Annotated in this window: 13 protein-coding genes; 6 read left to right on the plus strand and 7 right to left on the minus strand. The window is 68.1% G+C overall.

Going from position 1 to position 13,911, the window contains the following annotated elements:
* Positions 1-124: 124 nt before the first annotated feature.
* On the plus strand, positions 125-700 hold the full coding sequence (locus VES41_RS05680; RefSeq protein ID WP_324814095.1) for a polymer-forming cytoskeletal protein: 576 nt from the start codon (positions 125-127) through the stop codon (positions 698-700).
* A 39-nt stretch (positions 701-739) separates the two neighbouring features.
* On the opposite strand, the gene VES41_RS05685 is transcribed toward VES41_RS05680, so the two are convergent.
* Complete coding sequence (locus VES41_RS05685; protein ID WP_324814097.1) at positions 740-1,501, minus strand: DUF72 domain-containing protein; 762 nt, start codon at positions 1,499-1,501, stop codon at positions 740-742.
* A gap of 172 nt (positions 1,502-1,673) precedes the next feature.
* Here VES41_RS05685 and VES41_RS05690 point away from each other — a divergent pair, with 172 nt between their 5' ends.
* Both VES41_RS05690 and VES41_RS05695 read left to right on the plus strand, forming a co-directional pair.
* On the plus strand, positions 1,674-3,185 hold the full coding sequence (locus VES41_RS05690; RefSeq protein ID WP_324814101.1) for a M20 family metallopeptidase: 1,512 nt from the start codon (positions 1,674-1,676) through the stop codon (positions 3,183-3,185).
* A 2-nt stretch (positions 3,186-3,187) separates the two neighbouring features.
* Positions 3,188-4,045: a lysophospholipase gene (locus VES41_RS05695; protein WP_324814103.1), complete on the plus strand. Its 858-nt coding sequence runs from the start codon at positions 3,188-3,190 to the stop codon at positions 4,043-4,045.
* Positions 4,046-4,064: 19 nt separating this feature from the next.
* Here VES41_RS05695 and VES41_RS05700 read toward each other — a convergent pair whose 3' ends face one another.
* The 4 genes from VES41_RS05700 to VES41_RS05715 all read right to left on the minus strand — a co-directional run bounded on the left by VES41_RS05700 (position 4,065) and on the right by VES41_RS05715 (position 7,816).
* Positions 4,065-5,240, minus strand: a complete 1,176-nt coding sequence (locus tag VES41_RS05700; protein WP_324814105.1) for an MFS transporter — start codon at positions 5,238-5,240, stop codon at positions 4,065-4,067.
* Positions 5,241-5,265: 25 nt separating this feature from the next.
* Positions 5,266-5,805: a YidB family protein gene (locus VES41_RS05705; protein WP_324814107.1), complete on the minus strand. Its 540-nt coding sequence runs from the start codon at positions 5,803-5,805 to the stop codon at positions 5,266-5,268.
* Positions 5,806-5,943: 138 nt separating this feature from the next.
* Positions 5,944-6,684, minus strand: coding sequence for a 16S rRNA (uracil(1498)-N(3))-methyltransferase (locus tag VES41_RS05710; RefSeq protein ID WP_324814110.1), 741 nt, complete (start codon positions 6,682-6,684; stop codon positions 5,944-5,946).
* Between the two features lie 31 nt (positions 6,685-6,715).
* Entirely contained in the window at positions 6,716-7,816 is a 1,101-nt protein-coding gene (locus VES41_RS05715; protein WP_324814112.1) for an aminoglycoside phosphotransferase family protein, read from the minus strand.
* Between the two features lie 133 nt (positions 7,817-7,949).
* Between VES41_RS05715 and VES41_RS05720 the strand changes: the two genes are divergently transcribed.
* Genes VES41_RS05720 through rsmA form a run of 3 tightly spaced genes read left to right on the plus strand, consistent with a single transcriptional unit; the run spans position 7,950 to position 12,622 of the window.
* Complete coding sequence (locus VES41_RS05720) at positions 7,950-10,385, plus strand: LPS-assembly protein LptD (RefSeq protein WP_324814114.1); 2,436 nt, start codon at positions 7,950-7,952, stop codon at positions 10,383-10,385.
* A gap of 23 nt (positions 10,386-10,408) precedes the next feature.
* On the plus strand, positions 10,409-11,815 hold the full coding sequence (locus tag VES41_RS05725; RefSeq protein ID WP_324814116.1) for a peptidylprolyl isomerase: 1,407 nt from the start codon (positions 10,409-10,411) through the stop codon (positions 11,813-11,815).
* A 21-nt stretch (positions 11,816-11,836) separates the two neighbouring features.
* Positions 11,837-12,622 (plus strand): 16S rRNA (adenine(1518)-N(6)/adenine(1519)-N(6))-dimethyltransferase RsmA, encoded by a 786-nt coding sequence (gene rsmA / locus VES41_RS05730; RefSeq protein ID WP_324814119.1) that lies wholly within the window; start codon positions 11,837-11,839, stop codon positions 12,620-12,622.
* A 297-nt stretch (positions 12,623-12,919) separates the two neighbouring features.
* Here rsmA and VES41_RS05735 read toward each other — a convergent pair whose 3' ends face one another.
* Both VES41_RS05735 and VES41_RS05740 read right to left on the minus strand, forming a co-directional pair.
* On the minus strand, positions 12,920-13,339 hold the full coding sequence (locus VES41_RS05735; RefSeq protein WP_324814122.1) for a barstar family protein: 420 nt from the start codon (positions 13,337-13,339) through the stop codon (positions 12,920-12,922).
* 52 nt (positions 13,340-13,391) lie between these two features.
* Positions 13,392-13,829: a ribonuclease gene (locus VES41_RS05740; RefSeq protein WP_324814124.1), complete on the minus strand. Its 438-nt coding sequence runs from the start codon at positions 13,827-13,829 to the stop codon at positions 13,392-13,394.
* Between the last annotated feature and the right edge of the window lie 82 nt (positions 13,830-13,911).

The raw sequence follows: 13,911 nt of genomic DNA on the forward strand, positions 1-13,911 counted from the left end.
CCGAAGTAGTGAAAAGTTTGCGAAGAGTGATTCGCTGCTCCATTTTGTTACGCCTCTTTCGCAATGAAGTCACGCGGCGAGCGTGTGCGCTTCTAGGATGGCCTTTTCTGCAGGAGTTAACCCAGTGGCATCTCAGTCCCCCTTCTTCGGCCGTCGTGATCGCGAGCCCGAGCCGCTCACTTCCCGTCCCGCACCGCTGATGGGTTCTGGCACCAATCTGTCCGGTACGCCCGTCGGCAGCAGCGCCGCAGGCGCGGCCAGCTCCGTGCCGCCGTCGGTCAGCAACGCGGCAACCGCTGCGGGTGCCGTTGCCAAGGAAGGCGGCGCCAAGCTCACGGTGGGTCCCAACATCAAGCTCAAGGGCGTCGAGATCACCGATTGCGACACGCTCGTGGTCGAAGGCCTGGTCGAAGCAACAATGGATTCGCGCGTCATGCAGATTGCCGAGACGGGTGCCTTCAAGGGCTCGGCCGGCATCGACATCGCCGAGATCCGCGGCGTGTTCGACGGCAACCTGACCGTGCGCGAGAAGCTGGTCATCCACGCCACCGGCAAGGTCAGCGGCAAGATCCGCTACGGCAAGGTCGTCATCGAGGAAGGCGGCCAGTTGTCCGGCGAAATCAGCGTTGGCGAAAGGTCCGCCAGCGCCGACAAGTCGGAAGACAAACCCGCCAAGCCAGCGCTCCAGGCCGCAGCCTGAGCGGGCGGGCCGGCCGCATGGCGGCTGGCCCACGGTTCGTCAATCGGACGGCGGCTTCCAGCCCAACCGATCGAGCAAGGCACCGGCCGCGGCCGGTGCCTTTTCTTTTGCGCCGTTGATGAAGTACACGAACGTCTCGCGCCCGGCCGCCCATTTCCTGGCGCGTTCGGCCCATTCGTCCAGCGCCTTGGGCGCGTAGCCGTTGACGTAGGCGGCATCGCTGCGCATCAGGCGCGCATACGCCACCGGCCCCTGCGGCTCGTCGAATGACGGGTACTTGTCCGAATCGGTGAAGACCGTCGAGACACCGTACTTGTCCGCCAGCGCCTGGTAGTCCGGCGAGATGAAGGTCGGATGGCGCACGTCCATCACATGACGCAGCACGTGGCTGCCTTCCTTGGCGGGCAGCAGGGCCAGGAAGGCCTCGAAATCCTCGGCGTCGAACTGCTTGGTCGGCATGAACTGCCACACGATCGGCCCCAGGCGCGCGCCCATCTCCGTCGGGCCGCTGTCGATGAAGCGGCGTATGGATTCGCCGGCCGTCGCCAGTTGCTTGCGATTGGTGGCAAAGCGCGTCGCCTTGAGCGAGAACACGAAGCCATCGGGCGTCTCGGCGGCCCACTTTCGGAAGTGTTCGGGTTTGAAGCCGCTGTAGTAGGTGCCGTTGATCTCGATGGCCGTCAGGTGGCGGCTGGCATAGGCCAGCTCGCGGGCGTGCGGCAGGCCCTTGGGGTAGAAGTTGTCGCGCCAGGGCTCGTAGGTCCAGCCTCCGACCCCCACGCGTACATCCGCGCGCTTCATGGCGAAAGCTCCTTCGTCCGGCGTCGGGCGGGCCGCCCCATCGCTCTTGCAATGCGGTGCTTCATGTGCGCATCTTTGCAGTGGCTTTTGAAGCAGCGCACTCTACGCGCAGGCCGCGACGGGCGCAAAATGCATTTCCCCCCGTTTCTTTCGCCTGAACAGAAGGTTCGCCATGAACGCACCCTTGCACCGCGAAATGCCGGCTGGCCTGCTCGATGCCGGCCGCGCCCTCGCCGATGTCAGCCGCCAGTGGGACGACGACATCCTGCGGCAACTGACCGCATACATCGAGATCCCGGCCAAGTCGCCCGGCTTCGACAAGGACTGGGCCGCCCACGGCTACCTGGAAACCGTGCTGCGCAATGCCGCGCAATGGGTGGAGGAACAGAAGGTCGACGGCCTGCGGCTGGAGATCGTGCGCATCGAAGGCCGCACCCCGGTGCTGTTCTTCGAATTGCCGGCCCATGGCACCGACATGCGCGAGACGGTCCTGATGTACGGCCACCTGGACAAGCAGCCCGAATTCTCGGGCTGGCGCAACGACCTCGGCCCGTGGACGCCCAAGTACGAGAACGGCCTGCTCTACGGCCGAGGAGGCGCCGACGACGGCTACGCCGTGTATGCCAGCCTGGCGGCGATCCGCGCGCTCAAGGCCCAGGGCCAGGCGCATCCGCGCATCGTCGGCCTGATCGAGACCTGCGAGGAGTCCGGCTCGCCTGACCTGCTGCCCTACGTGGATGCCCTGCGCGAGCGGCTGGGCGATGTCGGCCTGGTGATCTGCCTCGACTCGGGTGCGGGCAACTACGACCAGCTGTGGCTCACGACGTCGCTGCGCGGCCTGGCCGCCGGCACGCTCAAGGTGGAGATCCTCACCGAGGGCGTGCACTCGGGCGACGCCTCCGGCCTGGTGCCTTCGAGCTTTCGCATCATGCGCCAGGTGCTCGACCGCCTGGAAGACAGCAAGACCGGCACGCTGCTGCCGCGCAGCTTCCACTGCGAGGTGCCGGCAGAGCGGCTGGCGCAGGCCCGGGCTACTGCAGACATCCTGGGCGACGAGGTCTACAAGCGCTATCCGTGGGTGCATTTCGACTGCGACGGCTCCAGCCGGTTCGCGCTGCCGGTGACCACCGATCCGGTCGATGCATTGATCAGCCGGACCTGGAAGCCGACCCTGAGCGTCACCGGCGCCGAAGGCTTTCCGGCGCTGGCCGATGCCGGCAACGTGCTACGCCCATACACCGCCTTCCAGCTGTCGCTGCGGTTGCCGCCGCTGGTCGATGCCGCGCAAGCGGTGGCCGAACTCAAGAGCCTGCTGGAGGACAACGCACCCTATCAGGCGAAGGTGACCTTCCAGGCCGGCGGCGCGGCGACCGGATGGAACGCGCCGGAAACCGCCCCGTGGTTCGCGCGGGCGCTCGACGCCGCCTCTCAGGCGCACTTCGGTGCATCTTGCGGCTACATCGGACAGGGCGGAACCATTCCCCTGATGAACATGCTCAGTGCCGGCTTCCCGAAGGCGCAGATGATGGTCTGTGGCGTGCTCGGGCCCAAGAGCAACGCACACGGGCCCAACGAGTTCCTGCACGTGCCCTATGCCAAGAAGCTCACCGCCGCCGTGGCGGAGGTGATTGCCGCCCTGCCCGCCGCCCATCGGGCCGCGCAGCAAGAGCCCAGCGCAGCCTGAGCATGCGCCGTGCCTCGCTGGCCAGCCGCGACGGCGAGACGCTGGCGCTACGCCAGTGGCCGAGCCCGGCAGCAGCGCCCCGCGCGCTGGTGCTCGTGTGCCACGGCCTGGGCGAACATGCGGGGCGCTACCAGCAACTGGCGGCACATCTCAACGATTGGGGCTTCGCAGTCCTGGCCTACGACCACTATGGCCACGGCGAATCGAGCGGAGCCCGTGGCGGACTGCCAGGTGCGACGCGCCTGCTGGACGACCTGGCGCTGGTGACGGACGACGCGCGGCGCAATCACCCAGGCGTGCCGCTCGTCCTCCTGGGGCACAGCATGGGCGGCCTGGTGGCGGCGAGCTTCGTGGCGCGCGCGTTGCGCCCGGTCGACGCCCTCGTGTTGTCGTCGCCCGCGCTGGTGCCGGCGCTGAGCTGGCCACAGAAGGCGCTCATCGCGTTGCTCTCGCGCATCGCCCCCGGTCTTCGCGTGGGCAACGGCCTGGATGTCGATGCGCTGTCGCACGACCCGGCCGTGGCGCCGGCGTATCGCGCCGACCCGCTCAATCACGACCGCATCAGCGCTCGGCTGGCGCGATTCCTGGCCGACGAAGGCGCTTGCGTCATGGCGATGGCGCCTCGCTGGCGGGTGCCCACGCTGCTGCTGTATGCCGGGGCCGACCGCCTCGTCAGGCCAGAGGGCAGCGATGCCTTCGTGCGGGCCGCCGCGTCCAGCGGCCATGTCGACGGACGTCGGTTTTCCGGCCACTTCCACGAGCTGTTCAACGAGCTCGAATCGCGCGTGGTGCTCAACGCGCTGTGGAGCTGGCTCGAGGACCGCTACCCGGGCCAGGCGCGCGCGGCGCGGACTGCCTGAGCGCGGCAGGGCGTGCCGGTCAGGCCGCGCTGGTGGCCGGGCGGCGCTGCACGCGCGCCAGCCACAGCAGCAGCGCGCCGATGATGACCACCGGCAGCAGGGATCCCAGGTTCAGCCACTGCCAGCCCTGCGTTGTCACCAGCACGCCCGACGCCAGCGACGTCACCCCGAGCGTGGCGAACACGCAGAAGTTGAGCGCTGCCTGGGCGCGATCCTTCTCCTCTGGTGCATAGGACGACAGCGACAGCGTGGTGCTGCTGGTGAAAAGGAAGTTCCAGCCCACGCCCAGCATCAACAACGCGATCACGAAGTGATGCAGCTCGACCCCGCTCAGCGCCACCAGGATGCAGACCAGGTTGAGCAGCAACCCCGCAGCCATGATCGGCAACGCACCGAAGCGGCGGATCAGGTGGCCGGTGAAGAAGCCGGGCGCGAACATGCCGATCACGTGCCACTCCAGGACCAGCGCGACGTCGTCGAAGGGCAGGCTGCACACCTGCATGGCCAGCGGCGTGGCGGCCATCAGCAGGTTCATCACACCGTAGCTCAGCGCGCCGGCCGCAGCGGCGACGATGAACAACGGCTGTCGCGCGATCTGGGCCAGCGGACGGCCGCCGCCGCCGGCGCGCACCGGCACCGCTGGCGGGAAGCGGATGAACTGCATCAACAGGGCCGACAGCACGGCCACCCCGGCCAGCGCGACGTACACGCCGACGTAGGGCGTGGCGAACCACTGGCGCGTCTGGGCCGCCAGGTTGGGCCCGACCACCGCTCCGATCAGGCCGCCGGCCATGACCAGCGACACGGCTTTCTCGCGCCAGCCGGGTGCCGCCAGCTCGGCTGCCGCGAAACGGTAGAGCGTGGCGTTGGCACTGTAGTAGCCGGCGACCACGGTGGCCGCGCACAGCAGCCAGAAAGAATGCGTCAGTACCGCCGCCGCGCAGGCCAGGGCCGAGACGAAGGCCACCACCAACCCGATCTGGAACGAGATGCGCCGGCCCAGGCGCCGCTGGGTGCGCGCCACGATGCCAGTGGAGAGTGCGCCGCCGACCACATAGCCCATCACCGGCAGCGTGGCCAGCCAGGCATGCGGCGCGAGCGACAGCCCCACCAGGCCATTGATGGCGATGAAGCTGACGTTGTTCGTCAGGAAGAGTCCCTGACAGAAGGTCAGGAGCCAGAGCTGCCGATTCACGCGCGGTTGGTTTCTGCGCCCGCGCTCAGCCGCGCGGGCCGAACAGGTTGCCCAGCGACGCCATCAGGTCTTGCTGATTGCCGAGGCCCTGGTCGGGCACGCGCCCATGCGGCGTGAACTGGTTGATCAGCACGGGCAGGAGGCTGGCAAGCAGCGGCAACAATGTCTGCGCATTGATTCCCAGCCGCGCAGCCATGCCCGAGATGGCTTCGCTGCCGAGCGCGCCTTGCACCTGATCGGGGGCAATCTGCTTGTTCTCGCCGTTGCCCACCCAGGAGCCGACCACGTCGCCCAGGCCGGCCTGCTCGAACTTGGACACCAGGCCGCCGAGCCCGCCGGCCGCGCCGTCATTGGCCAGCAGACCGCCCAGCACGTCGGCCAGGCCGCCCGCGCCCGGGCCTTGCCCCGGCGCCTCGGTTCCAGCGCCGGCGCCGCCCAGCAGCGCATCCAGGCTGCCCAGGCCGGCCAGGCCACCCAGGCCGTCCAGCCCGCTGCCTTCCCCCTGCTGGCGAGGTTGCGCGTTGGCGCCGAGCGCCTGGCTCAATACCGAATCCAACAATCCCATGACGTACTCCTTGTTCCCTGATCGATCTGGCGAGCCATCGCGCCGTGCAAGGCACGGCAGCCCACGGGCCGACAGGCATTGTGCGCGCGTTCGCATGTGTCGTCACCCGCCGCGCTCGTGCCGATGCGGCGAGCGCCGTCAGGGCTGTACCGGGTTCGCCAGCAGCACCAGCGCGGCGAGCGCCGCGCTCTCGGCGCGCAGCACGCGCGCGCCGAGGCCGGCGGGCTTGAAGCCTGCCGCCAGCGCCTGCGACTGCTCCTGCGACGACAGGCCGCCTTCGGGGCCGCTGAGGACCCATGCGTGGCGGCCGGGCGCCAGCGCGGCCGCGATGGCGGGCAATGGCTCGCTGCCGTCGGCAAGGCTCAGCAGCACGCGCAGCGCGCCTCCGTCATCCATGGCGGCCGAGGGCAGCCAGTCCGCGAAGTCGCGCACCGGATGCACCACCGGGAGCCGGTTGCGGCCGCATTGTTCGCACGCCGCGGCGGCGACGGCTTCCCAATGGGCCCGCTTCTTCTGCGCGCGTTCGCCCGAAAGGCGCAGCACGCCATGCGCCGTGACAAGTGGCTGAATGCTGGCGACGCCCAGTTCGGTGGCTTTCTCGACCAGCCAGTCCATGCGCTCGTTGGCCGGCATGCCCAGCGCCAGATGCACGGCGCGCGGCGCCTCGCGCTCGACAGGGTCGTGCGCGCCCACCTGGACGACGACTTCGCTGCGGCCCATGCGTTCGACGGTGGCTGCATGCTCGCCGCCCGCTCCGTCGAACAGGGTGATGACAGCGCCGGGCTGCAGCCGCAGCACCTGCACGTGCCGCGCGGGCCCGGGTGGCAGCGCCAGCGTGGCGCCGGGCCGGAGCGGCTCGGGACAGTGGAAGCGCGGCATGTCGGTCGGGGAAGCTGGATCGCGCCTTGCGCTACATGCGGCCGAAGGCATAGCCGGTCTGCGCCTGCGAGCCTTCCACCTCGTCGATCAGGCGCAGCAGAGGCGTGAGTTCGCGGTAGCGTGCGGCGGTGGCACGGATGTAGCCGATGAAGCGCGGCGTGTCGGCCAGGTAGCGCGGCTTGCCGTCGCGAAGCGTCAGACGGGCAAAGATGCCGGCGACCTTCAGGTGGCGCTGCAGGCCCATCCATTCCACGGCGCGGTAGAAGGCGCCGAAGTCCTCGTCGACCGGCAGGCCGGCGCGTCGCGCCTTCTCCCAGTAGCGCACGGTGACGTCGAGCACGAACTCCTCGTCCCAGCTCATGAACGCGTCGCGCATGAGGCAGGCGATGTCGTACGTGATGGGCCCGTACACGGCGTCCTGGAAGTCGAGCACGCCGAGCCCGGCGCCGCCGGGGTCCACCATCAGGTTGCGCGGCATGAAGTCGCGGTGGACGTAGACCGCGTGCGACGCCAGGTTGGTCCGCACGATCTGGTCGAAGGCGGACGCCAGCGTCCGGGCCGCCTTGTCCTGCAAGGTCACGCCGCGGTGCCTGCCCAGGTACCAGTCGGGAAACAACGCGAGCTCGCGCCGCAGCAGGGCCTCGTCATAGGGCGGCAGCACGCCTGGCGCGGAAGCGAGCTGCCAGCGCACCAGTGCATCGGTGGCTTGCTCGAACAGCTCCAGTGCCGCCTGCGGTTGTGCCGGGTCGACGGCTTCGAGCATGGTCTGGCGGCCCAGGTCGTCCAGCAGCATGAAGCCGCTGCCGGCATCCCATTCGAGGACCTTCGGCGCCCGCACGCCGGCCTGGGCCATCAGCCCGGCCACCTTCACGAAGGGGGCGCTGTCTTCCTTGTCGGGCGGCGCATCCATGATGATGCGACTGGCGCCGGCGTCGGCAGCGTCGATGCGGAAGTAGCGCCTGAAGCTTGCGTCCACCGACGCCGGGCGCACGGTGGCGGCCAGCAGGTGGTGTGCGGGGGCGATGCGCTCGAGCCAGCGGGCAAATGCCTGGCCGCGGGCGGCGTCGTGCCAGGCGATGCCGGCGGGTGCCTCGGCATTCGTGGCAATGGCCGGGGTCGGTGAGTCTGTCATGGATAATCGATTCTACAAACGAGCCCGGCGTCGGCTGCGCCGGATACCCATTGGGCCGTCGCTGGCCCGGAGCCCCAAGCCGTCGCCGCGATGCTGCCTGACACACCTCCAGACACCGCCATTACAGATTCGGATGCCTGATTCGACCCGTGCCTTCCGGCGCCGGACCGGGCCGCCCCTGCCGCTGGCACTGTTGTCGGCGGCCCTGCTGCACGCGCCCTGGGCCTCTGCGCAGCAACCGTCGGCGGGCTCGGCGGCCGACCCGCTCGGCGGTCCCTTGCAATTGCGCACCACCGATCGGCTGGCCGAGGTGATCCCGAACGACCTGCGGTCGCTGCTGCCCAGTTTCATCACCGGCGACAAGATCAGCGGCCAACCCGACCTGGGCACTGTCGTCGAGGGCAATGCGGCGCTGCGCAAGGGCGACACGGTCATCACCGCCGACCGCCTGGAGTACTACCAGCCCAACGACACGGTGCGCGCCAGCGGAAATGTGCACGTCAACCAGGCCGGCAACATCTACGAGGGGCCGCAGCTGCAGCTCAAGGTCGAGACGTTCGAGGGCTTCTTCGACAAGGTGCGCTATCAGTTCCTTGCCAACGGCGGACACGGCGAGGCAACGCGCGTGGACTTCATCGACCAGAACGTGGCGGTGGCCAGGAACGCCAGCTACACCACGTGCCGGCGCGAGGATTTCCCCGGCTGGACGCCCGACTGGGTGCTCAATGCCGCGTCTATCCGCACCGACAAGGAAGAGGACGTCGGCGTCGCCGAGAACGCGCGATTGAGCTTCATGGGCGTGACGACGCCGGCACTGCCGTCGATCAGCTTCCCGCTGTCGGGCGCACGCAAGAGCGGTTGGCTGCCGCCCATCATCGGGCTGGACAACACCAACGGCTTCGAGCTCGACATGCCGTACTACTGGAACATCGCGCCCAACCGGGACCTGACGCTGATTCCGACGATCATGAGCAACCGCGGCGTCAACCTCGGAACGGATTTCCGGTACCTGGAGAACACCTACAGCGGCGAGGCGCGGGTCGACTACATGCCATCCGACCAGCTGCGCGACCGCGACCGCTGGGGCATCTGGGCCAACCACCTGCAGACCTTCGACGGCACGTGGCTGGGGCTCGACAGCCTCTCCGGTTCCCTGAACATCAACCGGGTCAGCGACGACAACTACTGGAGCGACTTCTCGCACACGCCGTCGGTGACGCAGCGCTTGCTGGCCTCCGACGCAACCCTCAACTGGGCTCGCGGCGACTTCTACGGCCAGGTGCGCGCGCTGTCCTACCAGACGCTGCAGGCAGCCGACTCGGTCATCGTGCCGCCGTACGACCGGCTTCCGCAGTTGACCGTCAACTACGACAAGTTCGCGCTGCCCGGCGGCTTCGATTTCAGCTTCAACGGCGACTACACGCGCTTTCGCGGCGATCCCGCGCTGCAGGCGTTGCTCTATCCGGGCCTGGCACAGCAGCCGGACGGCGAGCGCATGTTCGGCATCCTCAGCCTGAGCCGCCCGTTCCTGACGCCCGGAACCTTCGTCATCCCGAAGGTGATGCTCAATGCCACGGCCTACCAGTTCGACGAGCAGTTCTACGGCGCCAACAGCGCCAGCCGCGTGCTGCCCACTTTCAGCCTCGACAGCGGCCTGATCTTCGAGCGCGACGCCAACTTCTTCGGTCGCCGCTTCACCCAGACGCTGGAGCCGCGCGCCTTCTACACCTACACGCCGTTTCGCGACCAGAGCATGCTGCCGGTGTACGACTCGGCGCAGAACGACTTCAACTTCGCCACCGTCTACACCGAGAACGTCTACTCAGGCTACGACCGGATCGCCGACAACAACATGGCCACCGTCGGCGTGACCTCGCGCCTGATCGATCCCGACACCGGGGTCGAGGCAGTGCGCCTGGGCATCGCGCAGCGCATCCGCTTCAAGGACCAGGAAGTCACGCTGCCGGGCCAGCCTGCCGTGACCGATCGCCTCAGCGACATCCTGATGGGCGCCCAGATCAACTGGACCCCCAAGTGGGGCGTGGACGGCACCATCCAGTACAACCCGGACACGCACACCTCCAGCCGCACCACGCTGGGCGCGCGCTACAGCCCGGGGCCTTATCGCAGCCTGACGGCGGCCTACCGCTACCAGGACGCCAGCACCGCCGCCTTCAACGACGGCAATCGTTCGATCGACGTGTCCTGGCAATGGCCGCTCAATGACCTGTGGGGCGATTCGGGCAAGGACCTTGGCTCAGGCAGGGGGCAAGGCGGCGGCCGCTGGTACGCCGTAGGCCGATTGAATTACAGTCTGGATGACAACAAGATGACCGACGGCATCGTCGGTGTGGAATACGATGCTTGTTGCTGGATCGGCCGGGTGGTGATGGAGCGCCTGACCACCGGACAGGCCACCGCCAACACGCGGCTGATGTTCCAGCTGGAATTCGTCGGCTTTGCCGCCGTCGGCACCAGCCCGCTGCGCAGCCTCCAGCAGAACATTCGCGGCTATACGCCCTTGCGGCAGGACTATCCGAGTCCCAGCCGCTTCACCCAGTACGACTGAATCTCATCGATCGAAGGCCAGCCATGAGCCACCCGCGCATTCCCCTTACCGCCTTCTGTCTGGCCGCCCTGGCATTCCTCGCCTCGGGCGCGCAGGCGCAAGGCATCACCGATTTCATGCGCGCCCGTCCTCCGCAGCTGCGCGCTCCCGCGCCGACCCCCGCGCCGGCCGCGCCAGCCGCGGGCCAGCCGCGCCAGCGCGTCGCCGAATACATCGTGGCGCTGGTCAATTCGGAGCCGGTCACCAACACCGAGGTGCAAAAGCGTGTCGAACGCGCCCTGCGCCAGGGCAACCCGGAAATGCAGCGCATCCCGCGCGCGGAACTCAACCGCATGGCGCTCGAGCGCATCATCGCCGAGAAGGCGCAGATGCAGACGGCCAAGGAAGTCGGCATCAGGATCGACGACCTCGCGGTCGACCAGGCGGTCGAGAACGTTGCCCGCCAGAACCAGATCTCGGTCGACGAGATGCGCCGGCAACTGGTTGCCGGTGGCGATACGTTCGAGTCGTTCCGCAACGACCTGCGCAGCCAGCTGACGCTGCTGCGCCTGCGTGAGCGGGAGGTCGAGCCCAAGGTGAAGATCACCGACCTGGAGGTCGACCAGTACCTGCAGGAGCAGCGCAACAAGGCTGGCGGCGCGGCCGCGCCGCAGGAAATCAACCTGGGCCAGGTGCTGGTGGCCGTGCCGGAGAACGCAAGCGCCGACCAGGTGGCGGCGGCCCAGCGCAAGGCCGAGGACATCGCCCGGCGCGCCCGCGGCGGCGACGACTTCGCCGCGCTTGCGCGCGAGTATTCCGATTCGCCCGACAAGGCCAACGGCGGCGCCATGGGCCTTCGCAATGCCGACCGCTATCCCGCCCTGTTCACCGAGGCCGTCGCTTCCACCGCCGTGGGCGGCATTGCCGGCCCGGTGCGGTCGAGCGCCGGCTTCCATGTGCTCAAGGTGATTTCCAAGGCCCAATTCGGAGACGCCGCCACGGTTACGCAGACCAAGGTGCGCCACATCCTTCTGCGCGTCGACGACAACCGCACGACGGCGCAGGCGGTCGACATCCTGGCGGGCTTCAAGCGCCGCATCGAGAGCGGCACGGCCACGTTCGAGGGCCTGGCCCGGGACAATTCGCAGGACGGCAGCGCCAAGGACGGCGGCGAACTCGGCTGGTCGCGCCCGGGTCTGTTCGTGCCCGAGTTCGAGGACGCCATGAACCGGCTGGCGCCCGGCCAGATCAGCGACCCGGTCGTCACCCGCTTCGGTGTGCACCTGATCCAGGCCGAGGAGCGCCGCGAAGCCAAGCTCTCGCAGGCCGAGCAACGCGATGCCGCGCGTGCGCTGCTGCGCGAGAAGCGCCTCGAAGATGCCTACGACACCTGGGCCCAGGAAGTGCGCGCCCGCGCCTACGTCGAATACCGCGAGCCGCCGCAGAGCTGATCCGCAGCTGCGGCCGACTTCATGAAACACATCCCGCGCAAGCGCTTCGGGCAGCATTTCCTGTCCGACGGCGCGATCATCGACGCGATCGTCCGCGCCATCGCGCCGCGTCCGGGCGAGCCGATCGTCGAGATCGGCCCGGGCCTGGCCGCACTGACGCAGCCGCTGGTCGAGCGCGCAGGCCGCATCACCGTCATCGAGCTCGATCGCGACCTGGCACAGCGCCTGCGCGCGCATGCCCACCTGTCGGTGATCGAGTCGGACGTGCTCAAGGTGGACTTCCGGGCGCTGGCGGCGAGCTTGCTGCCGCAGACCACGGGCGGCGCCGGGCTGCGTGTGGTGGGCAACCTGCCCTACAACATCTCCACGCCGATCCTGTTTCACCTGTTAGGCAGCGCTGACGTCATCGCCGACCAGCACTTCATGCTGCAAAAGGAAGTGATCGACCGCATGCTGGCCCGACCCGCCACGGCGGACTACGGCCGCCTGAGCGTGATGCTGCAGTGGCGCTACGAGATGGAAAACGTCCTCTTCGTGCCGCCGGAGAGCTTCGATCCGCCCCCACGGGTCGACAGTGCCGTGGTGCGGATGGTGCCGCGTGCGGCGCCGGCCGCGCTCGACGTGCGGCAACTGGAGGAACTGGTACAGGTCGCCTTCAGCCAGCGGCGCAAGCTCCTTCGGCACACGCTGGGGCGCTGGCTGGCAGAGCGCGGGGTGGCCGATGGATTCGACACCCAGCGCCGCGCCGAAGAGGTGCCGGTGCAAGAGTACATCGCGCTGGCCCAGGCCTTGCCGTCGAAGGCCTGATGCGGCCCCGAGCGGCCTGCCTTGCGGCGGGCCGCCCATGAAAAAGGCCCGTCGAGACGGGCCTTCGGATGTGACGACGGTCGGTCGCGGCTCAGGCCGCCGACAGCCAGTATCCCGCGTTGAAGGGGCTGCTCATGCGCAGCGCCAGCGGCGACACGTCGAGCAGCTTGTCGGTGGGCATCTTCTCGGCCGACAGGTCGTCGACCGCGATGCCTTGCGCTTGCTGCTGTTGTTCGGGGGCAATGGCTCCCGGGGCCTCATTCGCCCGTTCTGCTTGGCCGGCTGGTGCAGAACGGGCTACAGAAAAGAATAGAAGCACCGGAAGGGTATCTTGCGGTCCCCCCAGTAGTCGGAGGCGTCGCGGAAGATGTCGAGCAGTTGCTCGCGCGCTTCCTTGTCGAACTTGGCGTTGGCGGGAATGTGCTCGAGCACCACCACGAAACCGGGTTGCGGGCCCGACTTGTGCAGCGGGTCGGTCATGCAGTCGTACAGCGCGTCGAAGTTCTTGCCGAAGTGGGCAGGGAACATGAATTGCTGCGCGATCAGGTCGAGCACGTCCTGCTTGCTTTGCGCGCTGCTGAGGTTGGCGTACAGGAAATGCTGTCCGCTGGCGTGGGCCACCTCTTGCAGATCGCTCACGCGGAAGGCGCGGATCGACTGCACGATATTGGGCCGTACGCCCCGCAGGGATACGTTCGTCTCCACTGGTCTTTCCATAGTCATCAACATAAACGTCAGGCGCGTCAGGCGCGCCGGCTGCTCCATTACATCAAGGCTCAAGTCTCGGCACGATGCGGCGAAAGCTCGCATAGTGGTCGGCCGTATACCAACACGTTTGCGGCGCCGTCCGCTTGCCACCGCACACGATGCGCCGGGCACCGCGGTCACGCGATCCGGGCGTCTCGACCGTGTATTCGCGATAGTGGCCTCGTGTCTCGCGCGGCAGCAGGCGTTCGCGGTTGCCGAACACACTGCCATCCTTCTCGTACCGGAACGGGCCGCCATTGAAAATGGCCTCATAGGCTTGGCGCCCCTCGGGCGGCAGTTGCGACAACGCGATCGTGGTGGTGCGATCGGCGTCGATGCCTGAGCTGCCAACCCCTTCGCGCGCCAGGGCTTCGGTGCCTGCCGTCGCCATGGCCACGAACGCCAGCCCGGCAAGGGCAAACTTCGTAACAGACGACTTGAGGCAGGCGAGTGCCACCATGGAACGTGCGAAAAAGTGGGGTGCGGGAGCTTCTGATCGAGGGATCCAACCCTTAGGGGTTAACCCGCAAATCCAAGCCCGC

It is taken from the genome of Variovorax sp. (genome assembly GCF_035634955.1).
Taxonomy (GTDB): Bacteria; Pseudomonadota; Gammaproteobacteria; order Burkholderiales; family Burkholderiaceae_C; genus Variovorax.